General features: G+C 41.3%; 25 protein-coding genes and 3 tRNA genes. 13 read left to right on the top strand and 15 right to left on the bottom strand.

Annotated features, from left to right (window positions below; translation table 11 throughout):
- Positions 1-45: 45 nt before the first annotated feature.
- A complete protein-coding gene (locus tag HMPREF1195_RS02430) occupies positions 46-1716 on the bottom strand; it encodes a formate--tetrahydrofolate ligase (protein WP_023918061.1) in 1671 nt (556 codons plus the stop codon).
- Between the two features lie 175 nt (positions 1717-1891).
- Here HMPREF1195_RS02430 and HMPREF1195_RS02425 point away from each other — a divergent pair, with 175 nt between their 5' ends.
- From HMPREF1195_RS02425 to HMPREF1195_RS02395, 6 genes are all read left to right on the top strand, one after another.
- The gene (locus HMPREF1195_RS02425) at positions 1892-2569 is read left to right on the top strand and encodes a phosphopantothenate--cysteine ligase (protein WP_023918059.1); all 678 of its coding nucleotides are present in this window, start codon (positions 1892-1894) and stop codon (positions 2567-2569) included.
- A gap of 10 nt (positions 2570-2579) precedes the next feature.
- Positions 2580-3119, top strand: coding sequence for a phosphopantothenoylcysteine decarboxylase (gene coaC / locus HMPREF1195_RS02420; RefSeq protein WP_023918058.1), 540 nt, complete (start codon positions 2580-2582; stop codon positions 3117-3119).
- The gene (locus HMPREF1195_RS02415; protein WP_023918056.1) at positions 3116-3676 is read left to right on the top strand and encodes an ECF transporter S component; all 561 of its coding nucleotides are present in this window, start codon (positions 3116-3118) and stop codon (positions 3674-3676) included. Before coaC ends, HMPREF1195_RS02415 begins: the two co-directional genes overlap by 4 nt.
- Positions 3677-3746: 70 nt before the next feature.
- Positions 3747-5095, top strand: a protein-coding gene (locus HMPREF1195_RS10620; protein WP_118398572.1) for an IS3 family transposase whose coding sequence is annotated in 2 segments (ribosomal slippage) — positions 3747-4188 and positions 4188-5095 — 1350 coding nt in all. Because the reading frame shifts where the segments join, the coding sequence is not laid out codon by codon here.
- A gap of 171 nt (positions 5096-5266) precedes the next feature.
- Positions 5267-6982 carry a phospho-sugar mutase gene (locus HMPREF1195_RS02400; protein WP_023918051.1) on the top strand — a complete coding sequence of 572 codons (1716 nt, stop codon included), beginning with the start codon at positions 5267-5269 and terminating at the stop codon, positions 6980-6982.
- Positions 6983-7238: 256 nt separating this feature from the next.
- Positions 7239-7586, top strand: coding sequence for a DUF6568 family protein (locus HMPREF1195_RS02395; RefSeq protein WP_023918049.1), 348 nt, complete (start codon positions 7239-7241; stop codon positions 7584-7586).
- Between the two features lie 27 nt (positions 7587-7613).
- Here the strand turns inward: HMPREF1195_RS02395 and mutY are convergent, their stop codons facing one another.
- The 5 genes from mutY to HMPREF1195_RS02370 form a co-directional block, all read right to left on the bottom strand.
- Entirely contained in the window at positions 7614-8768 is a 1155-nt protein-coding gene (gene mutY / locus HMPREF1195_RS02390) for an A/G-specific adenine glycosylase (protein WP_023918048.1), read from the bottom strand.
- A 246-nt stretch (positions 8769-9014) separates the two neighbouring features.
- Positions 9015-9989, bottom strand: a complete 975-nt coding sequence (pta, locus tag HMPREF1195_RS02385; protein WP_023918046.1) for a phosphate acetyltransferase — start codon at positions 9987-9989, stop codon at positions 9015-9017.
- Positions 9990-10010: 21 nt separating this feature from the next.
- Positions 10011-10904, bottom strand: a complete 894-nt coding sequence (locus HMPREF1195_RS02380; protein WP_023918044.1) for an RluA family pseudouridine synthase — start codon at positions 10902-10904, stop codon at positions 10011-10013.
- The gene (locus HMPREF1195_RS02375) at positions 10901-11719 is read right to left on the bottom strand and encodes an NAD kinase (RefSeq protein WP_329601246.1); all 819 of its coding nucleotides are present in this window, start codon (positions 11717-11719) and stop codon (positions 10901-10903) included. Before HMPREF1195_RS02375 ends, HMPREF1195_RS02380 begins: the two co-directional genes overlap by 4 nt.
- A complete protein-coding gene (locus HMPREF1195_RS02370; RefSeq protein ID WP_023918039.1) occupies positions 11703-12374 on the bottom strand; it encodes a GTP diphosphokinase in 672 nt (223 codons plus the stop codon). Before HMPREF1195_RS02370 ends, HMPREF1195_RS02375 begins: the two co-directional genes overlap by 17 nt.
- 95 nt (positions 12375-12469) lie before the next feature.
- On the opposite strand from HMPREF1195_RS02370, the gene HMPREF1195_RS02365 reads away from it, so the two are divergent.
- The 6 genes from HMPREF1195_RS02365 (at position 12470) to HMPREF1195_RS02340 (ending at position 16529) form a co-directional block, all read left to right on the top strand.
- Positions 12470-13027, top strand: a complete 558-nt coding sequence (locus tag HMPREF1195_RS02365) for a CYTH domain-containing protein (protein WP_023918037.1) — start codon at positions 12470-12472, stop codon at positions 13025-13027.
- A gap of 72 nt (positions 13028-13099) precedes the next feature.
- A complete protein-coding gene (locus HMPREF1195_RS02360) occupies positions 13100-14056 on the top strand; it encodes a ribose-phosphate diphosphokinase (RefSeq protein WP_023918036.1) in 957 nt (318 codons plus the stop codon).
- A 9-nt stretch (positions 14057-14065) separates the two neighbouring features.
- Positions 14066-15178, top strand: coding sequence for a cysteine desulfurase family protein (locus tag HMPREF1195_RS02355; RefSeq protein WP_023918034.1), 1113 nt, complete (start codon positions 14066-14068; stop codon positions 15176-15178).
- A 9-nt stretch (positions 15179-15187) separates the two neighbouring features.
- A complete protein-coding gene (locus HMPREF1195_RS02350; RefSeq protein WP_003015156.1) occupies positions 15188-15535 on the top strand; it encodes a DUF1831 domain-containing protein in 348 nt (115 codons plus the stop codon).
- 1 nt (position 15536) lies between these two features.
- A complete protein-coding gene (locus HMPREF1195_RS02345; protein WP_023918032.1) occupies positions 15537-15752 on the top strand; it encodes a DUF4649 family protein in 216 nt (71 codons plus the stop codon).
- A gap of 129 nt (positions 15753-15881) precedes the next feature.
- Positions 15882-16529, top strand: coding sequence for a redox-sensing transcriptional repressor Rex (locus tag HMPREF1195_RS02340; RefSeq protein WP_003015147.1), 648 nt, complete (start codon positions 15882-15884; stop codon positions 16527-16529).
- A 52-nt stretch (positions 16530-16581) separates the two neighbouring features.
- Here HMPREF1195_RS02340 and radC read toward each other — a convergent pair whose 3' ends face one another.
- The 4 genes from radC to gyrA form a co-directional block, all read right to left on the bottom strand.
- Entirely contained in the window at positions 16582-17265 is a 684-nt protein-coding gene (gene radC, locus HMPREF1195_RS02335; protein WP_023918030.1) for a RadC family protein, read from the bottom strand.
- A gap of 54 nt (positions 17266-17319) precedes the next feature.
- The gene (locus tag HMPREF1195_RS02330) at positions 17320-17598 is read right to left on the bottom strand and encodes a hypothetical protein (RefSeq protein ID WP_023918028.1); all 279 of its coding nucleotides are present in this window, start codon (positions 17596-17598) and stop codon (positions 17320-17322) included.
- Positions 17599-17768: 170 nt separating this feature from the next.
- Complete coding sequence (locus HMPREF1195_RS02325; RefSeq protein ID WP_023918026.1) at positions 17769-18512, bottom strand: class A sortase; 744 nt, start codon at positions 18510-18512, stop codon at positions 17769-17771.
- 13 nt (positions 18513-18525) lie between these two features.
- Positions 18526-20982: a DNA gyrase subunit A gene (gene gyrA / locus HMPREF1195_RS02320; protein ID WP_023918024.1), complete on the bottom strand. Its 2457-nt coding sequence runs from the start codon at positions 20980-20982 to the stop codon at positions 18526-18528.
- A 198-nt stretch (positions 20983-21180) separates the two neighbouring features.
- On the opposite strand from gyrA, the gene HMPREF1195_RS02315 reads away from it, so the two are divergent.
- Positions 21181-22167, top strand: a complete 987-nt coding sequence (locus HMPREF1195_RS02315; protein WP_023918022.1) for an L-lactate dehydrogenase — start codon at positions 21181-21183, stop codon at positions 22165-22167.
- Positions 22168-22260: 93 nt separating this feature from the next.
- Here HMPREF1195_RS02315 and HMPREF1195_RS02310 read toward each other — a convergent pair.
- From HMPREF1195_RS02310 to HMPREF1195_RS02290, 5 genes are all read right to left on the bottom strand, one after another.
- Positions 22261-22332 (bottom strand) — tRNA-Arg (locus tag HMPREF1195_RS02310).
- 231 nt (positions 22333-22563) lie between these two features.
- Complete coding sequence (gene rpsA, locus HMPREF1195_RS02305) at positions 22564-23763, bottom strand: 30S ribosomal protein S1 (protein WP_003011990.1); 1200 nt, start codon at positions 23761-23763, stop codon at positions 22564-22566.
- 168 nt (positions 23764-23931) lie between these two features.
- A tRNA-Gln gene (locus HMPREF1195_RS02300) sits at positions 23932-24003 on the bottom strand.
- Between the two features lie 49 nt (positions 24004-24052).
- Positions 24053-24133 (bottom strand) — tRNA-Tyr (locus HMPREF1195_RS02295).
- 52 nt (positions 24134-24185) lie between these two features.
- The gene (locus HMPREF1195_RS02290) at positions 24186-24416 is read right to left on the bottom strand and encodes a DUF2969 domain-containing protein (protein ID WP_023918020.1); all 231 of its coding nucleotides are present in this window, start codon (positions 24414-24416) and stop codon (positions 24186-24188) included.
- Positions 24417-24589 lie beyond the last annotated feature (173 nt).

Here is a 24589-nt window from a genome sequence, read left to right as displayed (position 1 = left end):
AACTTCTGCTCATTTGAACAGAAGTTGTTTTTAGATATCTAGCTATTAGAACAAACCGATGGCTGTTCCGTCAGCAGCTACATCCATATTTAAAGCAGCTGGACGTTTTGGTAAACCAGGCATGGTCATCACATCCCCCGTCAAAGCGACAATAAAGCCTGCTCCCAATTTTGGAACCACTTCACGAATAGTGATTTCAAAGTTTTCAGGAGCTCCCAAGGCATTTGGATTATCAGAGAAACTATATTGTGTTTTGGCCATACAGATTGGCAACTTATCCCAACCATTTTTCACGATTTGAGCAATTTGTGTCTTAGCTTTCTTCTCAAAATTCACCTTCGTACCGCGGTAAATTTCGGTAACAATCTTTTCAATTTTTTCTTCTACAGAAAGGTTGTTATCGTACAGACGTGTGTAGTTAGCTGGACTTGTTTCGATGGTTTTAACCAAGGTTTCAGCAAGGTCAACTCCACCGTCCGCACCATTCGCCCATACACTCGCAAGCTCAACCGGAACATCAATTTCAGCACACAATTCTTTCAAAGCAGCAATTTCTGCTTCTGTATCTGTGATAAATTCATTGATGGCAACCAATGCAGGAATGCCAAACTTACGGATATTTTCAACGTGACGTTTTAAGTTGGCAAAACCAGCACGAACAGCTTCTACATTTTCTTCAGTCAAAGCATCCTTGGTCACTCCACCGTTCATCTTAAGAGCACGGAGTGTCGCTACGATTACGACTGCATCTGGTGATGTAGGTAAGTTTGGAGTTTTAATATCGAGGAATTTTTCAGCACCGAGGTCAGCCCCAAAACCTGCTTCTGTAATCGTATAGTCGGCTAAATGAAGAGCTGTCGTCGTTGCTAACACAGAGTTACATCCATGGGCGATATTGGCAAATGGACCACCGTGAACAAAGGCAGGCGTTCCATAGATGGTTTGAACCAAGTTTGGCTTAATCGCATCTTTAAGGATCAAGGCAAGAGCCCCTTCTACTTCCAAATCACGGACATAAACTGGACTACGATCATAGCGGTAACCAATTACAATGTTGGCCAAACGACGTTTCAAATCTTCAATATCTGTCGCCAAGCAAAGGATGGCCATGATCTCAGAAGCAACCGTAATATCAAAACCGTCTTCACGCGGAATCCCATTTAAAGGACCGCCAAGACCGACAGAAACATGACGAAGAGCGCGGTCATTCAAGTCCACTACCCGTTTCCAGATAATCCGACGTTGGTCAATTCCTAGCTCATTTCCTTGGTGCAAATGATTATCAATCAATGCTGAGAGAGCGTTATTAGCCGTTGTGATCGCATGCATATCCCCTGTGAAATGAAGGTTGATGTCTTCCATCGGTAGAACTTGGGCATAACCACCACCAGCAGCACCACCTTTAATCCCCATAACTGGACCTAAAGAAGGTTCGCGAATGGCAATCATGGTTTTTTTACCGATTTTATTCAAAGCATCTGCTAGACCAATGGTGATGGTTGATTTCCCTTCTCCAGCTGGAGTTGGGTTGATCGCAGTGACTAAGATAAGTTTTCCTACTGGATTTTTCTCAACTTCACGAATCTTATCAAAGCTCAATTTCGCCTTGTATTTTCCATACAATTCAAGATCATCGTCTACCAAACCAATCTTCTTAACAACGTCCACAATCGGTTGGAGTTCAATGCTTTGAGCAATTTCGATATCTGTTTTCATAAGGGACTCCTTTATATTTGATAGATCTATTATACCTAAAATTCGCGAAAATAACATGGTTTTTCCATGTTTTGAATCCAACGTTCGCTTTTTATGTATATTTTATGGCTTGTCATAGCCTATTTGAATAGCTTCAGAACTTTACTTACGTATCTTTTTTGTGTAAAATAAGCATATGCATATTTTAATTACATCAGGCGGGACGAGTGAAGCCATTGATAGCGTTCGTTCAATCACCAACCATTCCACTGGGAGCCTAGGGAAAATCCTTACAGAAGCAGCTCTTGCAAAGGGACATCAGGTAACCTTGATCACAACGCCTACCGCGCTTAAACCCGATCCTCACCCACACCTTCGTCTCCTATTGATCCAGAATGTCGAAGAACTAGTCGCACAAATGAAAGCGGAAGTCCCTCATCATCAGGTTTTGATTCACGCTATGGCTGTTTCAGACTACACACCTGTTTACATGACAGGCCTTGAGGAAGTTGAGAAGGCTCAAGACCTTCATACCTTTATCCATCGCGAAAATCAGGAAGCTAAAATCTCTTCCAAAGAAGAATACCAAGTGCTCTTTCTAAAGAAAAATCCCAAGATTATCTCGCTCGTCAAAGAATGGAACCCTGCTATTCAACTGATCGGCTTTAAGCTATTAGTCGATGTTTCTTCTGAAGAGTTGATCCAGGTAGCGCGTGAAAGCCTCGTTAAAAATCATGCCATCATGATCGTTGCCAATGATCTGACCAAGATTCAGAACGGTCAGCATCAAGCCTATCTAGTGACAGACGATCAGGTCCTAGAAGCTTCTACGAAAACAGAAATCGCAGAGGCTATCCTACATTATATCAAATAAAAAGGAACATATGACACACATTACTTTAGCGGTTACCGGTAGTATTTCCGCCTATAAAGCTGCTGATATTACCAGCCAACTAACCAAATTGGGCTTTGAAGTGAAGGTCCTCATGACCCCTTCAGCCAGAAAATTCATCACCCCTTTAACCTTGCAAGTTCTTTCAAAAAACCAAGTAGGGCTAGATGTTATGATGGAAGACGATCCACAGCGGATCGAGCACATCGACATTGGGAAAGAAACTGACCTCTTTCTTGTCGCGCCAGCCAGTGCCAATACCATTGCTAAATTGGCTATGGGACTTGCAGATAATATGGTCACTAGCACAGCTCTAGCCTTGCCACAAAGAACTAAAAAATTACTTGCCCCTGCTATGAATACAAAAATGCTAGAACATCCCGCTACCCAACGAAATCTAAAAATCTTACAAGACTATGGTTACCAGATGATCCAACCTCGTGATGCTATTCTTGCTTGTGGGGACAAAGGTTCTGGAGCTCTAGCGACTGTAGAAACTATTGTTGAAGCTGTTAAGGAGAATTGTTTATGAGAAAGTCATCTTCTATTTCACGAATTGCCATCTTTTTTGCGGTGATGATCACCATTCACTTTGTGACATCCTTCATTCTGCAATTTGTTCCATCAGGAATTCAACCAACCTTGGTTCATATTCCAGTCGTGATCGCCTCTATCATATACGGTCCACGGATTGGAGCTATCTTAGGACTCCTCATGGGACTTTTTAGCCTCACTATGAATACCCTGGTTATAACACCCGCAAGCTATCTCTTTAGTCCCTTTGTCCCTCACGGGAATCTCTACTCCCTTATCATTGCCATAGTTCCTCGGATTCTCATCGGGGTAACCCCTTATTTCGTCTATCGCTGGATCCGCAATCGTACAGGACTTGTGATCGCTGGAATTGTCGGCTCTTTGACCAATACTGTTTTCGTTCTAAGCGGGATTTACTTCTTCTTTGGTAACAGTTTTGGAGGGGGGATTCAACATTTCCTAGCCTTGATTGTATCTACCAACTCTCTCATCGAAGTCATTGCGACAGTACTCATTACCAGTGCAGTCGTTCCATCTCTTGAAAAATTAAAATAACCTTCCAAGCCAATGAACTGCACCCCAAAAGTTAGACAGAAAAAAATCTAACTTTTGGGGTGTTTTTATTATGAAATTAACTTATGAAGATAAAGTTCAGATCTATGAACATAAAAAACAAGGGCGAAGCTTCAAAGAGCTTTCAAATCAATTTGGGATAAACATTTCTAATCTTAAGTACATGATTAAATTGATTGATCGTTATGGAATAGAAATCGTCAAAAAAGGAAAGAATTGTTACTATTCTCCCGAACTAAAACAAGAAATCATTGATAAAGTTCTGCTTGAAAGTCGTTCACAAATAAAGGTATCTCTAGATTATGCTCTTCCAAGTGTTGGAATGTTGCATAATTGGATAGCACAATATAAGAAAAACGGGTATACTATTGTTGAGAAAACAAGAGGAAGGATACCTAAAATGGGACGTAAGCCAAAGAAGAAACCCGAAGAGATGACAGAACTAGAACGTCTTCAAGCAGAAAATGAGTACTTGAGAGCGGAGAATGCGGTTCTAAAAAAGTTGAGAGAACTCCGATTGAGGGACGAAAAAGAGCAAGAAGAAAAACGGAAATTGTCCGAGGATTGGTAACAGAGTTTGCTTTAGAGATTCTTCTAAAGATTATTAAGCTTGCCCGTTCAACTTATTATTATCATTTAAAACAGCTCGATCAAAGCGATAAGGATTATGATGTTAAAGTTGAAATTCAATCTATTTTTACTGAGCATAAAGGGAATTACGGCTATCGTCGAATGACTCTTGAATTGAGGAATCGTGGTTTTGTAGTGAATCATAAGAAGGTCCAACGTCTGATGAAGGTCCTTGGTTTAAGTGCTCGTATTCGTCGTAAACGGAAGTATTCTTCATACCAAGGAGAGATTGGTAAGAAAGCAGATAATCTTATTCAACGCCAATTTGAAGCAACCAAGCCAATGGAAAAGTGCTACACAGATGTGACCGAGTTTGCCATTCCAGCAAGCAATCAAAAACTTTATTTATCGCCAGTTTTAGATGGTTTTAATAGCGAAATTATCGCCTATAATCTTTCGACTTCACCGAATTTAGAACAAGTGAAAGCTATGTTAGACCAGGCCTTTACTGAGAATCATTACACAAATACAATTCTTCATAGTGATCAAGGATGGCAGTATCAACACCAGTATTATCATCGTTTTTTAGAGGATAAAGGAATTCAACCGTCCATGTCACGTAAAGGAAACAGCCCAGACAACGGCATGATGGAATCCTTCTTTGGCATTTTGAAATCGGAAATGTTTTATGGTTACGAGAATACATTTAAGTCACTTAACCAATTGGAACAAGCTATTGTAAACTATATTGACTATTACAACAACAAACGAATTAAGGTAAAACTAAAAGGACTTAGTCCTGTGCAATACAGGACTAAATCCTTAACTTAAATTATTTGTCTAACTTTTTGAGGTCAGTACACAAGACCAATTTATCTTGGCTTTTTTTGATGATGAATTAACTCTATTTTTTTGAAAAGATTTACAATTATCGCTAGAATTTTCTGAAAAAATTTGCTATAATGAAAGCGATTAAATTATAAGCAAAAAGGAGACGCTTGCATGACCTATCAAGAAAACTACCAAAAATGGCTCGACTTTGCTGAATTACCAGCTTACCTTCGTGATGAGTTGGTCGCAATGGATGAAAAAACAAAAGAAGATGCCTTCTATACCAACCTTGAATTCGGTACAGCTGGTATGCGTGGATTGATTGGTGCTGGTACCAACCGCATTAACATTTATGTTGTTCGCCAAGCAACTGAAGGATTGGCTCAATTAATCGACTCAAAAGGTGAGGAAGCGAAGAAACGCGGTGTTGCGATCGCCTACGACAGCCGTCACTTCTCTCCTGAGTTTGCTTTTGAATCTGCTCAAGTTTTGGCTGCTCACGGTATCAAATCTTATGTATTTGAAAGCCTACGTCCAACACCGGAATTGTCATTTGCCGTTCGTCACCTCCACACATTTGCTGGGATCATGGTAACAGCTAGCCATAACCCTGCTCCATTTAATGGATACAAGGTATATGGTGAAGACGGTGGACAAATGCCACCTGCAGATGCGGATGCATTGACAGATTACATCCGTGCGATCGAAAATCCATTCACTGTTCAATTGGCTGATCTTGAAGAAAGCAAAGCTAACGGCTTGATTGAAGTTATCGGTGAAAACGTCGACGCTGAATATTTGAAAGAAGTGAAAGGCGTTAACATCAACCAAGACTTGATCAATGAATACGGTCGCGACATGAAGATTGTCTACACTCCTCTTCATGGTACAGGTGAAATGTTGGCTCGTCGTGCTCTTGCACAAGCTGGATTTGAAGCAGTTCAAGTTGTTGAAGCTCAAGCTGTTCCAGATGCAGACTTCTCAACTGTTAAATCTCCAAACCCTGAAAACCAAGCTGCTTTTGCTCTTGCTGAAGAACTTGGCCGCAAAGTAGACGCTGATGTATTGGTTGCAACTGACCCAGATGCAGACCGCCTTGGTGTTGAAATCCGCCAACCAGACGGTTCTTACCTCAACCTTTCTGGTAACCAAATCGGAGCGATCATTGCTAAATATATTCTTGAAGCTCACAAAACAGCTGGTACCCTTCCTGCCAATGCTGCTCTTTGTAAATCAATCGTATCCACTGAGTTGGTGACCAAGATTGCAAAAAGCTACGGCGCAACCATGTTTAACGTCTTGACTGGTTTCAAATTTATCGGTGAAAAAATCCATGAATTTGAAACCCAACACAACCACACTTACATGCTTGGTTTTGAAGAAAGCTTCGGTTACCTCATCAAACCATTCGTACGTGACAAAGACGCTATCCAAGCCGTTCTTATCGTTGCTGAAATCGCAGCATACTACCGCTCACGTGGTATGACTTTGGCAGATGGTATCGAAGAAATCTATAAACAATATGGTTACTTCGCAGAAAAGACTATCTCTGTTACCCTTTCAGGTGTGGATGGAGCTGCTGAAATCAAGAAAATCATGGATAAATTCCGCGGTAACGCTCCTAAACAATTCAACAACACAGACATTGCTAAGACAGAAGACTTCCTGGAACAAACAGCTACTACTGCTGACGGCGTTGAAAAATTAACAACTCCTCCAAGTAACGTATTGAAATACATCTTGGCTGATGATTCATGGTTTGCCGTTCGTCCTTCAGGTACCGAACCAAAAATCAAGTTCTACATTGCTACTGTTGGTGAATCTGAAGCAGATGCTAAAGAAAAAATTGCGAATATCGAAGCAGAAATCAATGCTTTTGTAGGCTAAAACATGAGGCTGGGACAAAAGTCCTAGCCTCTCAATTATTTTTTGATTGTTGAGCAAGACGCAGTGGTTGAGTGGGCTCTACTACGCTGATTTCATCAGCTTTTACAGCCCTACTCAACTGTGCGGAGGTGGGACGACGAAATCGAATTCTAACGATAACCGATTTCTGTCCCACTCTCTCTTTCTTTCGTAGCAAATACCAGCGATTTTATAGAAAATATGGCATACTAGACATAGAAGAAAGCGAGGTAATCTCATGGAACAATTTTTAGAAGATATTAAAGATCTTGAAGTCACAACTGTCGCGCGTGCGCAAGAAGCGATCGATCAAAAAGAAACAGCGACCTTCTTTATCGGACGCAAGACTTGCCCTTACTGCCGGAAGTTCGCTGCTAAATTAGCAACTGTCGTAGCTGAAACAAAAGCTCATATCTATTTTATTAATAGTGAAGAACCAAGTCAGCTAGACGCATTACAAGCCTTCCGCTCAACTTACGGCATCCCAACTGTCCCAGGATTTTTACATGTCGAATCTGGTGAAGTCAGTGTTCGTTGCGACTCATCCATGTCTGAAGAAGAAATCAAAGCATTCGCTCATCTATAAAAAAAATAGCTAGAGAATAATCTCTAGCTATTTTTCATTTTCCGTAAAAGTCGTCCAAATCTTTTGCTGGGGTTTAGCAAAAGGATAATTGGAAAATTCTTCTGGTGTTAACCAAACAGTCGATTCGCTTGCTAACTCTTCACCTTCTTTTACCAGACCATATCGTATTTGAACCTGCCACTTGCGATGCGAAAAGACATGCTGCACGATAGGATACGATCTGTCCTGCCAATCAATGACCAAGTCATAGTCCTGTTCAAAAGAAAGAATTTCTGGGTTGCTCTCTGCTTCCCCCTTACTATCCAGTAGTGATAATTGGCCTAGGTTCTCAGACAGGCAATCCACTTCGATCAAGGGGAAATGCCAGAAACCTGATAAAAGCCCTTCTCGCTCATTTTTCTCCAGCAAGTAGTGACCTTGACTATCCTTGATAATAAAAGCTGTTAGATAGACAGGTACAGGTTTCTTCTTAGGAGCCTTAATGGGATAACGATCCATGGTCCCATGTTGGTAGGCCGCGCTAAATTCCTTAACAGGACTCTCTTCCGGACGTGGATTGACTGGCGATTCAATATCGGATCCCAAATCCATCAAAGCCTGATTGAAATCACCCGGACGGGCCGGATCGATCAAAATTTCCATCATGGCTTGAAAAATCTTGCGATTGGTCGGTACACCAATATCGTAGTCCACCTCAAACAAACGGGCTAGAACACGCATGACATTGCCATCCACTGCTGGCTCTGGCAAGCCAAAAGCAATACTAGCAATGGCACCAGCTGTATAAGGCCCAATTCCCTTGAGTTTAGAGATTTCGTCATAGCTTGACGGAAACACTCCTCCATGATTTTCCATTATCTGCTGGGCAGCTTTCTGCATATTGCGGACACGTGAGTAATACCCCAATCCTTCCCAAGCTTTTAAGAGTTTTTCTTCAGGGGCTTGAGCCAAATCAGCGACCGTCGGAAACCAATCTAAAAAGCGCTCATAATAAGGAATCACCGTATCGACACGTGTCTGCTGGAGCATAATCTCTGAGATCCAAATTTTATAAGGATCCTGGGTCCTTCTCCAGGGGAGATCCCGTTTATGGGCATCATACCAGGCTAATAACTTTTCTCGGAAAGAGGCGATTTTTTCCTCCTCCCACATGGTAATCCCGTAATCTTTTAAATCTAACATATTCCTAGTATACCATAGAATGAGTTAGAGTTTAGAAATTCTGATTTTATAAAGAAAAAGAGGCTGGGACAAAAGTCCTAGCCTCTCAATTATTTTTGGATTGTCGAGCAAGACGCAGTGGTTGAGTGGGCTCTACTACGCTGATTTCATCAGCTTTTACAGCCCTACTCAACTGTGCGGGGGTGGGAAGACGAAATCGAATTTTAACGAATTACCGATTTCTGTCCCACTCTCTAAATGCATTACTTATTGTTCAACAGCTTGAGCAGCAGTAATCAAGGTCAATTTGTAAACGTCATCTGCATTACATCCACGAGAAAGGTCGTTGACTGGTTTGTTCAACCCTTGCAAGACAGGACCTACTGCTGCAAAGCCACCCAAACGTTCAGCCATCTTGTATCCAATGTTACCTGCCTCAATACCAGGGAAGATAAAGACATTGGCTTGTCCTGCCACCTTGCTTCCTGGAGCCTTCAAGGCTGCAGTTGCTGGGACAAAGGCTGCGTCAAATTGCAATTCCCCATCAATTTCAAGGTCTGGACGAAGTTCATGAGCAAGCTTAGTCGCTTCAACAACCTTATCAACACTTTCCCCAAAACCAGAGCCTTTGGTTGAATAGCTCAACATAGCAATTTTGGGATCAATGCCAAACATCTTAGCTGTGATAGCAGAGTTGATGGCGATTTCAGCTAAGCCTTCAGCATCTGGATTAATGTTGATGGCACAATCCCCGAACAAGTAGCGTTCGGATCCACGTACCATAAGGAAGGCACCAGAAGTCCGTTTGACATTTGGACGAGTTTTAATAATTTGAAGAGCTGGACGAACCGTTGCAGCTGTTGAGTGAATCGCACCTGACACCATCCCATCAACGATTCCCAGATGTACCAACATGACACCAAAGTAGTTGACATCGTCTTGCAAAATTTGTCGCGCTTCTTCTTCTGTCATTTTGCCCTTACGACGTTCTACCAAGGAAGCTACCATCTCTTCAAAACCTGGATAAGAATGAGGATCAATGACTTCATATCCATCCAAAACCCCTTCAATTTCAAGGTAAATCCGAATTTTATCCGGATTACCAAGCAAGACAGGGGTTACTTCTGTCTCCTTCACAAGGCGTTTTGTCGCTTGGAGAATACGAGGCTCTTCACCTTCTGGTAATACAATGCGTGCATTCTTACCAACGAGGTTGGCTTTGAGATTTTCAAAAACTTCCATGAGTTTTACTCCTTTTAATAATTAATAACTTGTTTGGAGCTGTGTTAGAACAGCTTGAAAATCTGGAGGCAGTGGGCTTTCTATGACCAATTCTTCCTCTAGAAATGGATGATAATAGGATAGACGATGGCAATGGAGGGCCTGGCGCTCAATGCCATCGTCTAGGCTTCCGCCATAGAGATCATCTCCCAAAAGCGGAAAACCAATGTGAGAAAAATGAACGCGGATCTGATGGGTTCGACCAGTGTGTAACTGGATATCCACTAGGTGAATATCACCAAAAGATTGAACAACCTGGTAGCTAGTATGAGCATACTTGCCTCCCTTTGCTACCTTTCGAGTAATGATCGACTCTTCATCACGCGCAATCGGGGCAATGATCTCTCCAGAAGGATCTAACTGACCTTCTCCCTTAACCAAGGCATAGTAGCGTTTCTGAATGGTCTTGGTCTGTAATTGCTTATCTAAACGAGCATGAGCATAACCGTGTTTGGCAAAGAGCATAACGCCACTCGTATCCTTATCCAAGCGCGTAACAATATGTACCTGCTGATTCTCATATCCCTGTTTTACATAATAGCCCTTCACAATGTTTGCCAAGGTATTGGAATGAATCGCACTTGGAATCGAGGCAATGCCAAAGGGTTTGTTTAAAACCAAAAAATGATCATCTTCAAACAAAATATCCAAAGGCCGATCCAGGGGTTTTAGGGTTTCGAACCCTTCTTCTGCTGGAATGTCAATAACCAAGCGATCCCCAATATCCAACAAATAAACAGCATTTTCTGGCCGACCATTGACAAGGATTTGGCCACCACGAAACTTAATCTTAGCTAAAAGGCCTTTAGAAACCTCGTGTTTTTTCAGAAAAGTCTTGACCTTGACATGCTCATCGACAATGAATTCAAATCTCATTCCCGATCATCTCCGATAAAGGCATCCTTGACCCGATTCCAGAAGCTGGTATGACTAGAACTAGCCACAAAATTGATCTTATGGTTGTCAATCTGGTACTCCACCTTTGCTATATTGCGATAGGAATAAGTTGAATTGTCAACAGAGATAATGTGGAAGCCAGGTCTCGTCGGTGTAATCTCAATCTTATCCTTTTTAGGGACAATAACAGAAGAACCCAAGGTACGATAAACACGGTTGTTGAGACTGGCAATTTCCGCAATCTGCAGCGCCTCAATTGTTGGGTGAAGGACTGCTCCTCCCAAGGATTTGTTGTAAGCCGTACTTCCTGTCGGAGTCGAAACAGTAATGCCGTCTCCTCTAAAGCGCTCAAAATCAACCCCATTGATGCTAAGATCGGCAACCATGGTCCGGTCGCTTCTCTTAATTGTCGCTTCGTTCAAGGCTCTCATGGTACGGGTTTCCCCATTGTCAAAAGTAATCTTGACATTCAAAATAGGGTAGGAAACCTTAGCACCAGTATCATATTTTAAGTTCTCAACCAGCTTATCGATTTCACTGTCTAAGTAATCTGTATAAAATCCTAAGTGTCCGGTATGGACGCCAACAAAGCGAACTCGATCCAACTGGTGTTCATACTTGTGAAAGGCCGATAGCAACATCCCATCACCACCAATTGAAATCACAATATCCGGATGCTTCTCCGTCAAAATAAAATTATTTTTCCTAAGCTTATAGCGCAACTGCTGAAAAACCTCTTCACTTTGACGCTTGCGATTGCGAATAATGGATACTTTTTTACCTGTAGTCTTCATCTGTGTCATCACTATTTCCAACGCCATCATTTAACTTACGATGAAGTGGATCAAACAGGGCTTGAGCCTCCTGAATCGCATCCCGAATTGCCCCCATCTCTTCATCCAAGAGATAAGCCAGGTTTGCAGTCGTCTCTAAGCGTTTTTTGATCTCGTCTGGAAAGTCTCCTTTATATTTATAATTGAGCGAGTGCTCAATGGTTGCCCAAAAATTCATGGACAAGGTCCGAATTTGAATCTCTGCTAAGATTGTTTCATTTCCATCAATGGTGTCGACTGGATACTCCACCACGACGTGGTAACTCCGGTAGCCACTTGATTTCTTGTGGCGGATGTAATCTCTCTCTTGGACCACGCGCATGTCCTGCCGTTGTCTCAAAACTTCTAGGATCTCTTCGACATCGTCTACGAACTGGACCATGATGCGAAGACCTGCAATATCCTGCATATCCTGTGCCAGATTTTCTTCAGAGATATTTCTTCGGATCATCTTTTCTCGGATGCTCTCGATCGGTTTGACACGGCCAGTGACAAACTCAATTGGAGAATGCTTTTGTTGCTTACGATATTGTTTACGAATCCCACGCAGTTTGATTTTTAATTCCCCAACTGCTTGGATATAAGGATCTAAGAAGTTTTCCCAATCAATTGCCATCCTACCACCTTGTAATCTGAACCATTTTTGTATACAATAAACACATCTCTTATTATATCATGAATCGCTTTCGAAAAAAAGCAAAGGACTACAAAATGAACCATTTAGAAATTGAATACAAAACCTTGCTAGACAAGGAGGAATACCAATCCCTCCTTTCACTTTTTGCTGATACAGAATTGGTTGTCCAAACCAATCACTATATCGATACACCCGACCAGCTCATCCGCAAGGAAAAAATGGCCTTACGGGTGCGCACTTTCACAGATCAAGCGGAATTGACCCTCAAAGTTCCTGAAACAGTTGGCCATTTCGAGTACAATCAAGCACTCAGCCCAGAAGAAACCAATGAGATTCTTCAACAACAACAGTTTCCTGATGGAGAAATCAAAAACCTCTTGGAGTCAAAGGGAATCCCAGTTGAACAACTTGCTGTCTGGGGAAGTCTGACAACAGAACGATTCGAAAAAGAAACAGCTGCAGGCTTGGTGGCACTAGACCACAGTCTCTATCTAGATACTGAAGATTATGAGTTGGAAATTGAGGTGGAAACTGCTGAACAGGAAGAAAATTTTCATCAGTTCATTTCAGACCATGGAATCGTCTACAAAGCAGCAAAAAATAAAATCGCTAGATTAGCGGAAAGATTGTAAAAAAGCTGAAATTATCGCAAATTTTTGCTAAAATAGTGCTAAGATCAAAAATCTAAATGAGGTTGGAATCACATGTCAGATAAAAAAAATATGAAGCTCTTCTCTCTCAATTCAAACCCAGAGATTGCGCAAAAAATCGCGGATCATGCTGGGGTTCCACTTGGGAAAATTTCATCTCGTCAGTTTTCAGATGGTGAAATCCAAGTCAATATTGAGGAAAGTGTTCGTGGATATGATATTTATATCATTCAATCAACCAGTTTTCCTGTTAATAATCACTTAATGGAATTGTTAATCATGGTGGATGCTTGCCAACGGGCTAGCGCAAACACCGTCAATGTGGTCATGCCTTATTTTGGCTATGCCCGCCAAGACCGAACTGCTGCTCCTCGCGAACCAATCACAGCTAAGCTCGTCGCAAACATGTTGGTCAAAGCTGGGGTGGATCGCGTCGTCACACTCGATCTCCATGCTGTTCAGGTCCAAGGTTTCTTTGATATTGCCGTGGATAACCTCTTTACCATTCCACTTTTTGCAGAGCACTACATCAACAAAGGTCTAACTGGTCCAGATGTTGTTGTCGTCAGCCCTAAAAACTCAGGAGTTAAACGAGCTCGTAGTTTAGCAGAATATCTTGATGCACCGATTGCGATCATTGATTACGAGCAAGATGATGCGAATCGTGATTATGGCTATATTATTGGAGATGTCAAAGGCAAAAAAGCAATCTTGATTGACGATATCCTCAATACTGGGAAGACATTCTCAGAGGCTGCTAAAATCGTCGAACGTGATGGTGCTACTGAAATTTATGCTGTTTCAAGCCATGGTTTATTTGTTAAAGGTGCTGTTGAATTATTAGATCAAGCTCCGATCAAAGAAATCTTAGTAACCGATTCTGTTGCTCCAAAAGGACCAACACCAAAAAATATTAACTATCTGACAGCTAGCGAACTGATCGCTGAAGCTATTGTTCGCATTCAAGAAAGAAAACCTGTTAGTCCTCTATTTGCCTACCACAAGAAATAAGGTCTGAATGTGATATATTTTGATAATGCCGCAACAACTCCCCTTTTGCCTGAAGTCATCACTGCGATGACAGAAACCATGAAGACAACCTTTGGAAATCCATCCAGTCTTCATGCTCATGGACGAATGGCTAGTAAACTCCTCCGTGAATCTCGCGAGGAGATTGCTAGATCTCTCCATACCCTTCCAAATCGTATTTTCTTCACTTCAGGTGGATCAGAAAGTAATAATACTGTGATAAAAGGCTACTGCTTGAAACACCAGGCAGATGGCAAACACATCATTACGACCGCTTTGGAACACCATGCGGTTCTCGAACCCATTGAATACCTTGTAGAACATTTCGGATTTGAAGTCACGATCGTCCAACCAAGAGAAGGGCGTATTCAGGCTAGTGATATCAAGGCAGCTCTTAGACCGGATACCATTCTTGTCTCTACCATGTTTGCCAATAACGAGACTGGAGATCTTCTACCGATTAAAGAAATCGGAGAACTCTTAAAAAATCATCCCGCTGCCTTTCATGTTGATGCTGTCCAAGCAATTGGGAAAGTCCCGGTCTATCCCGAAGAGTTAGGGATTGATTTTCTCAGTGCTTCTGCCCACAAATTCCATGGTCCCAAGGGAGTCGGTTTCCTTTATGCAGCCGCCCCAGATTTTGATAATCTCATCCATGGTGGTGATCAGGAAAATAAGATGAGAGCCAGCACGGAAAATCTCATTTCAATTGTCGGGATGGCAACTGCGCTTCAGCAAGCCACACTTCATCAAGAAGAAAATTTCCACCACGTTCAAAAACTCGGTCAAGAACTAGTTAATGGTTTAGCAACCTACGACTACTACGTAAATGCGAGTGACGATCATCTCCCATTTGTTTGGAATCTTGGCTTCCCAGGCGTCCAAAATGATGTATTATTGATGCGACTCGATCTTGCTGGAATTTCTGTCTCTACAGGTTCTGCTTGTACCGCTGGTACAGTTCAACCTAGCCACGTCCTAGAGGCACTCTATGGAAAAAATAGCTCACGCCTGAAAGAATCCCTTCGAATTAGTTTTTCAGAACTCAATACCGTAGAGGAAGTTCAAGACTTCCTCGCAACACTAAAAGAAATTTTATCATAGGAGAACAATATGGCTTTTGAAACAAGTGTTTCATTGAAAGACTGCAAATATACCTATAGTCTACACCCAAATGTAAAAAAATATACCTTACGTGACAATACATTTGCTGTTACAAAAGTTGGAAATTACGAATTAAATCGTTTGCTTGAAGCTGTTCCAAATAGCGGTGAAGGCTTCTTGCTTAAAATTATCTTCAACAAAGACCTCACAGGTTTTAAAATCAATATTACAGACAAATCTGGACTTCGTCTGGTTAATATCTTTAAAAATCCAGAAAATGACATTATCCAACAAAAATTTTATTTCCTAATGGATAGTCTTGTCGAAAGAGAAATTTTCAACAAAACAGAGGTCTAATATGGTAACCCTAACTTATATCGATGCTTATCAAGTAGAACGAACGACTACTTATACTGACCTTGCGGCTTGTATCCTTGCTTTTTCAGGCTGTGTAACCTTGCCTGACTCTTACTCAATTGTTTCCATTGAATATAAGGGACAAAAGCTTCCCTATACAGGTCGAGTCGATGGGCTCTATGCTTATCTGAAAAAGGTAGAACAAGCTGAAAACTAAGCTGATGCTGATGGAACTCTCCACCGCCATCAGCTTTTTCTTTAGACAAAAATATTTTTGAAAAACCGTTCAAGATAGTTGATTTTTTCACAATCTTCCTATACAATAAGAGGGAAAGGTTGTGATATTGTGAAACATGATAAAAATACTCCAATTCCACGCGCAACAGCAAAACGCTTATCGCTCTACTACCGCATTTTTAAACGCTTTAACTCTGAAAAAATAGAGCGCGCCAATTCCAAGCAAATTGCGGATGCAATTGGGATTGACTCTGCTACTGTTCGCCGAGATTTTTCTTATTTTGGTGAATTAGGAAGACGTGGATTTGGTTATGACGTAAAAAAACTGATGAACTTCTTTGCAGATCTTTTAAATGACAATGCTATTACTAATGTCGCTATTGTTGGGATCGGAAATATGGGAAGTGCCCTCCTCAACTATCGCTTCCATGAACGCAATAAGATGAAAATTGTCATGGCGTTTGATCTAGACGATCACGAACTGGTCAATACTAAAAGTAAAGACGGAATTCCTATTTACGGTATTTCATCTATTAAAGAGAAACTTAAACAAGAAGGCATTCAAACAGCCATTCTAACTGTTCCAAGTGTTAAGGCTCAAGAAGTTGCTAGCCTCTTGGTAGATGCAGGTGTCAAGGGGATTCTCAGTTTCTCGCCAGTGCATCTGACAGTCCCTAAGGATGTCGTCGTCCAATATGTCGATCTTACTAGTGAATTGCAAACACTCCTTTATTTTATGCGTAAAAACGAAGAATAAAGACTTATACTTCAATAACAAAAAGGTTGGAACAAGAAGGTTCCAACCTTTTTTATACCAAATAATCCGTTTCTTCTCGATAACTATAGTAGTTTTCTTCGGATACAATCAAATGATCCAATAGAGTTAACCCCATTACTTCACAGGCTTCTAAGACTCGATGAGTGACTTCATCATCATTTTTACTGGGGAACACAGCACCAGATGGATGATTGTGAGCCAAGATAATGGAGGTTGCCATGTGCTTCAGTGCATAATGAAGGATTTCACGCGGCTCCGCGATACTTCGATTCACTGTTCCAATAAATATCGTCTGTTGATGAATAATTTCATTTTGGGTATTCAAATAAAGGGCAACTAGGTGCTCCTGCTTTTTATGGCCAATTTCCTGTTGAATTTTATGAGCCAATTTCTGACTACTCATGATTTGTTCGGAACTCATTAATTCATCTTTATGAATCCTTCGTCCAAACTCAATAACCGCCTGAAGTTCGATGGCCTTCACTCGCCCAATGCCAGAGATTTCCTGTAGCTCCTCTAGGGTTAATTGCCCTAACTCCTTTAAACTATTTACCGAGCTCAAAAGACCTTGTGCAATCTCATAAACGCTTTTTTGCTTGTTGCCTGTCCGTAAGAGAATGGATAACAATTCCTGATGACTTAGCTTATCCACCCCTTCAGAAACCAAGCGCTCCCTAGGAAGTAAAGATGGTTCAATAAATGATATGTCGTACATAATTTCCTCCTCACTTATTAATTCGTAATAAATTGAGAAAATAACGACCTTTCATTATTTACAGGCGATTTCTTGCTTCAAATCATCTAACACTAAGACTTCATCTTTATTAAAGCGGATCTGATAACCTGTTTGAACTTGTTCAAGCTCCTTTAAAAACTGTTGAATTTCACAGCGGATCAAGTACTCCTGACTCTGAGGAATGGCTTCTAAGGTTTGGTAGACTTGCTCTACTTCGTAGATTCCTTTCGTAATTAATCCATTTCGTGGAAAATCATTTATTAAGAGATTATAGAAATGATGCAAGAGATGATAAATTCGCTCTTTCGTCACTATTCTACCTCCTTATCATACTCTTTCTCCTCTTATTATATACCGATTTTCCCTTAATATTATGACAAGTTCCTTACATTATATTACCAATCTCTTACAATTTTACAAGAATTTCTCCCAGCCTCCTACATAGAAAAGGCCCAGACATTTCTGTCTCGGGCTTTATTTTCTTAAAGTTGCATTTGATTATAAGACTTGCTGAATGAATCCAGGATGTCTTTTGGAGCCTTGTCATAGTCAACAGAGGTTTCCAAATTTCCTTTTACAATTGTCCGGTAAGTCGCTGCAGCATCCTCACAGGTCACCAAGGTGATTTCATTAACACCTTCACGATCTTGAATGACATCTATACGGTCTGGAGTCACTGTCTCAACAGACGAGATGACATAAGTATAGATCTTTTCTTTGTCCGTGATGTAGATCTTCATACCAGCCTTGGCTTTCTCTAATGGTGAGAACAGCATGGCATTTGCTCCAGTAAGGCCAAATACGTGGTGACTAGCAAGAGAATAATTGCCTTGTCCCATGACTTGGTTTTCCTTCATAGTCCCTGCTCCATAGTAAAGGGCTACGTTTTCGAGTCCTTTAAAAATTGGAAGGTTCATGTTCAATTCAGGAATCGAAATTCCCCCAATTACAGGAAGTTTTTGAGCCTGCCATTGGGCATTGATAACGGCCTCCGTCGAGAGTGACTGGACATGTTGGAAATCAAAGCTCGTCTTCACTTCTTTGTTTTTATCAATAGTCTTTTTATCGACCTTGCTAACCTGGTATTGGTTGGTATGCCAAACCATGATCATATTGCGGATCGGAGCATTGAAAATTAAGAGAAGCGAGAGAATAATCAAAAGTGTTGCAACGATGTTGATAAGAGTATTACGTAAACTCTTTTTCTTTTTTCTTTTGCGTGACATGCTGTCCCCTTATCTATTCGTTTTCTTCCACTACTTCTTCATCTTTTTCATCGGGCTGGACTGTTGTAAAGGTCACAATTTTCGCATCCTGATCCAGTCTCATGACTTTCACACCCTGAGTCGAACGCCCCGTTTGAGAAATGTTAGCCACACCTGTCCGAATCATAACTCCGGTATCGGTAATGATCATCAGATCTTCATCCCCTTTAACGGTTAAAAGACCAGCTAAGGGACCATTTTTCTCTGTAATATTGGCGGTTTTGATACCTTTACCACCACGGCCCTTGGTTGGGTATTCACCAGCTATCGTCCGCTTACCATACCCTTTTTCAGTAATGACCAATACTTCGTCCTGGTCGGTGATAACACTCGCCCCAACAACCTTGTCTCCATCACGGAGATTCACACCACGTACACCTGTAGCAGAACGTCCCATATTCCGAACTACTGCCTCATTAAAGCGGACTGAATATCCATATTTGGTACCGATAATGACATCAGTATTGCCGTCTGTAAGAAAGACATTGATCAATTCATCCTCATCACGCAGATTCAAAGCTTTGAGACCGTTCTGACGAATATTTGAAAATTCAGCTACATTGGTCCTCTTGACCAAACCTTGTCGCGTCGTAAAGAAAAGATAGGCTTCGTCACTGCGATCTTGCTCCACATTAATAATGGTTTGAATCGATTCACCTTCGTCCAATTTTAAGAGGTTGACGATTGGCAATCCTTTGGCTGTCCGGCCATATTCTGGAATCTCATAACCTTTCAGACGATAGACACGCCCCTTATTGGTAAAGAAGAGCAAATGATCATGAGTGCTCGTAGATACTAGTTCACGGACAAAATCATCATCTTTGACACCAGTTCCTTGAACCCCACGTCCCCCACGTTTTTGAGCAGTGAATTCTGCTTGGTCCAAACGTTTGATGTAACCTTTATTAGAAAGGGTGATCAAGACATCTGTTTCTTCGATCAAGTCCTCATCTTCAAGAGAAAGGACTTCTCCGATCATCAACTCAGTTCGGCGAGCATCGCCAAACTTGCGTTTGACTTCTTCCAATTCTTCCTTGATGATGGTAGCCACACGTTCTGGTTTCGCCAAAATATCAGCCAAATCAGCAATCAAGGCAACCAAATCATCGTATTCACTTTGGATCTTGTCTCGTTCCAAACCGGTCAAACGACGAAGACGCATGTCCAAAATAGCTTGGCTTTGACGTTCAGAAAGCTTGAATTTAGCCATCAATTCAGCTTGTGCTTCAGCGTCTGTCTGGCTATTGCGGATAATCCGTATCACTTCATCGATGTGATCCAAGGCAATGAGCAAACCTTCTAAGATATGGGCACGTGCTTCCGCTTTTTCTTTATCAAAGATGGTCCGTCGAGTCACCACTTCTTTCTGGTGCTCAATATAAGCACCTAAAATTTGGCGAAGAGAAAGAATCTTTGGAACTCCATTTTGGATCGCCAACATATTGAATCCAAAATTGGTTTGCATTTGTGTCATCTTAAAGAGGTTGTTCAAAATAACGTTAGCCGAAGCATCTCGGCGGACCTCAATCACAAAACGAACCCCTTCACGGTTTGATTCATCCCGTACAGCTGTAATCCCTTCGATCCGTTTTTCTTGCACCAAGCGAACGATGTGCTCGTGAACCTTGGTTTTATTGACCATATAAGGGAACTCAGTGACAACAATCCGTTCACGGCCACTCTTAGTTACTTCAATTTCTGTACGAGAACGAAGAACAATTGAGCCTTTTCCTGTTTCATAGGCTTTGTGGATACCTGATTTCCCCATGACCAAAGCACCTGTCGGAAAATCTGGACCAGGAAGAACTTCCATAAGTTCACGGGTCGTTACCTCAGGATTATCCATCATCAGCTTCACTGCATCAATGGTTTCTCCCAAATTGTGAGGAGGAATATTGGTTGCCATCCCAACGGCAATACCAGTAGCACCATTGACGAGAAGGTTAGGGAAACGTGCAGGTAAGACCAAAGGTTCGCGCTCGCTGGCATCATAGTTATCTGCGAAATCTACTGTATTTTTATTGATATCCCGCAACATTTCAAGAGCAATCTTACTCATACGGGCTTCTGTATACCGTTGTGCAGCGGCGCCATCACCGTCCATAGAACCAAAGTTTCCATGACCATCCACTAACATGTAGCGATAACTCCACCATTGCGCCATCCGAACCATGGCTTCATAAATAGAGAAATCTCCGTGTGGGTGGTATTTACCCATAACATCCCCTGTAATACGGGCTGATTTCTTGTGTGGTTTATCTGGGGTAACACCCAATTCATTCATTCCGTACAAAATACGACGGTGAACAGGTTTCAAACCATCACGAACATCAGGGAGGGCACGAGCAACGATAACACTCATGGCATAATCGATAAAACTCGTCTTCATTTCTGATGTTAAATTCACATCAATTAGATTATTATCCTGCATTCAAAAAATGCCTCTCTTTACTTAATTCACCATACTATTATAACACATTTTAGCCTATTTTTCTTCTTAGGAACACAAACGTAAAAACGTTTACATCAAGGATTCATACTGTTTCAGATGACAAAGACTTTCAAAAGTGGTAGAATGAAGTCGTATGAGAATCTATCTCAAAAAAAAATGAAGGAGACGTTTAGACTCATGGATTTGACTAAACAACACAAAAAAGTTATCCTTGTCGGTGACGGTGCCGTAGGTTCATCTTATGCATTTGCACTTGTCAACCAAGGAATTGCACAAGAGCTTGGAATTATCGAAATTCCTCAATTGCACGAAAAAGCTGTCGGAGATGCGCTTGACCTTAGCCACGCCCTTGCCTTCACTTCACCTAAGAAGATCTATGCGGCTGAGTACGCTGACTGTGCGGATGCTGACCTTGTTGTAATTACTGCAGGTGCTCCTCAAAAACCAGGTGAAACTCGCCTTGATCTTGTTGGTAAAAACCTTGCCATTAACAAATCAATCGTAACACAAGTTATTGAATCAGGATTTAACGGTATCTTCCTTGTAGCTGCTAACCCAGTTGACGTTTTGACATACTCTACATGGAAATTCTCAGGATTCCCTAAAGAACGCGTTATCGGTTCTGGTACTTCTCTTGACTCAGCTCGTTTCCGTCAAGCACTTGCTGAAAAATTGGACGTTGATGCTCGTTCAGTGCACGCCTACATCATGGGTGAACATGGAGACTCAGAATTCGCTGTATGGTCACACGCTAACATCGCTGGTGTAAACCTTGAAGAATTCCTTAAAGACACTCAAAACGTTCAAGAAACTGAATTGATCGAATTGTTCGAAGGTGTTCGTGATGCTGCTTACACCATCATCAATAAAAAAGGTGCTACATACTACGGTATCGCTGTTGCCCTTGCTCGTATCACTAAAGCAATCCTTGATGATGAAAATGCAGTACTTCCACTTTCTGTATTCCAAGAAGGTCAATATGGTGTTAGCAACGTCTTTATCGGTCAACCTGCTATCGTAGGTGCACACGGTATTGTTCGTCCAGTGAACATCCCATTGAACGATGCGGAACAACAAAAAATGAAAGCTTCTGCTGATGAATTGCAAGCAATCATTGATGAAGCATGGAAAAACCCTGAATTCCAAGAAGCATCTATCAACTAATTCAATTAAAAAAGACTCTCAAATTTGAGAGTCTTTTTTTGAGCTATGAACATAAGATAAAAAGGCTGAGAGACTTCTCAACCTTTTCTTCTTTCCACCCTGAGGGAATCGAACCCCCATCTCAAGAACCGGAATCTTACGTGATATCCATTACACTAAGGGTGGCAACTGTTATAGTATATCAAATTCTTGAGAATTTTACAAGTAAAAAAGAGAGTGGGACAGAAATCGGTAATTCGTTAGAATTCGATTTCGTTGTCCCACCTCCGCACAGTTGAGTAGGGCTGTAAAAGCTGATGAGATCAGCGTAGTAGAGCCCACACAACCCCTGCGTCTTGCTCGACAATCCAAAAACAATTGAGAGGCTAGGACTTTTGTCCCAGCCTCTTTTGAATATTACAATTCGATATCGCCAAACAAGTCAGCCATTGAGAATCCAGTTTGAGTTTCTGGAAGATCAAAGTCGCGTTTTTCTTGTTTTGGACGACGTGGACGAGATTGACGTTTTTCTTGTTTTTCGCCTTCTTCTTGAGCTGGACGTTCTTCAAGAGCTTTGATAGAAAGTGATACACGTTCATCTGCAGCATTTACTTCAAGAACTTTAACAGTTACTTCTTGTCCAACTTTAAGAACATCTTTTGGATTTTCAACACGTTTGTGTGAAATTTGTGAGATGTGTACAAGTCCGTCGATACCTGGCAATACTTCAACGAATGCACCGAAGTCAGTCAAACGTTTAACAGTTCCTTCGATAACATCACCAGCAGCCAATTTTTGTTCTACGCCATCCCAAGGTCCAGGTGTTGTAGCTTTCAATGAAAGTGATACACGACCTTCTTCTTCGTTCAAGTCAAGAACTTTCACTTGGATTTCTTCACCTACAGTTACAACTGATTTAGGTGATACGTTGCGTTCGTGTGACAATTCTGTCAAGTGAACCAATCCATCAACACCACCAAGGTCGATGAAAGCACCGAAGCTTGTGATACGTGCAACTTTACCAGTTACGACATCGCCAACGTTCAATTTACCAAATACTTCTGCGCGTGCTGCAGCTGATTCAGCTTCAACAACTTCACGACGAGAAAGGATGAAGCGGTTTTCTTTTGGATCTACTTCTTTGATTTTAGCATCAAATTCTTGACCTACGAAACGTTCAGTGTTACGTACAAAACGAGTATCAAGCATTGAAGCTGGAATAAATCCACGAAGTCCTTCAAATTCTACTGAAAGTCCGCCCTTAACAGCGCGAGTTCCTTTAACAGTAACAACTTCTTCTTCACGTCCAACCAATTTGTCCCATGCTTTGCGAGCTTCCAAACGTTTTTTAGATACAAGGTAAGTTACTGTATCAGTATCTTTACCAACTACTTGACGAAGAACAAGCAATTCAAGTGTTTCACCTGGTTTTACCAAGTCGTTGATGTCAGCATCACGATCGTTTGTCAATTCGCGAAGAGTCAAGACACCTTCGACACCAGTTCCAGAGATTGCAACGTTAGCTTGGTTCGCGTCAACTGTCAATACTTCAGCAGTAACAACGTCACCTGGTTCAACTTGGCTAACACTGTTTAGCAAATCTTCAAATTCATTCATCTAAAAAATCCTCCAACAATCAAGTTTTCTAAAACTTGACATACTTATAATTATTTTTCCTAAGCAAGCACTCGCAATGAGATCAACTACAATCTTTAACGACTCATCCTATAAAGAAATAAAATACCTGGATAGATATTTTATCACTTATCTGATATTACCTAAGAACTGGGGTAGCTGGATTCGAACCAACGCATGAGGGAGTCAAAGTCCCTTGCCTTACCGCTTGGCTATACCCCAAAAAGAGCGCTGACATCAGTCACTTTATCATCGTCACAATGAACGCTAATGGAGAGAGAGGGATTCGAACCCCCGAACCCGAAGGAGCGGATTTACAGTCCGCCGCGTTTAGCCTCTTCGCTATCTCTCCATATAAATCAACAGGATCTATTATACCATTGATTTATTATGATTGCAAGCCCTTATTTATTCAAATTATAATTTTCTATCAAAATTTCAACGGCTTTTTCAAGTTTTTTGTAAAGAGAATCCACATTTCCATTTTTGATAATGGCATATTGACCAGCCATATCTGCAATTTCACCAATCGTTTTCTTTCCAATGGACAAAGTGAACCCATCAAAAGTGTCTTTTCCGACGGTTACTTTACTATCAACGATTTGAATCTCAATTTTCTTATCTTTTTTACTCATTTCAACCCTCTTTTCACTTTTTCTATTTTACAAAAATTCTCTTGATGACGCAAGAGAAAAGGGAGTGGGGCAGAAAGAATTTAGTTAGTAATTCCTTCTTTATCCCACCCCCGCAATAGTCATTCGGCACTCTTCTATTCCTAAAAGCGAATGAAGAGAAACATTAGTTACTG

The organism is Streptococcus parasanguinis CC87K, from assembly GCF_000507765.1.
Classification (GTDB): Bacteria; Bacillota; Bacilli; order Lactobacillales; family Streptococcaceae; genus Streptococcus; species Streptococcus parasanguinis_J.
Note: the sequence above shows the minus strand (reverse complement) of the source record. Positions and strands in the feature narration are given on the sequence as shown.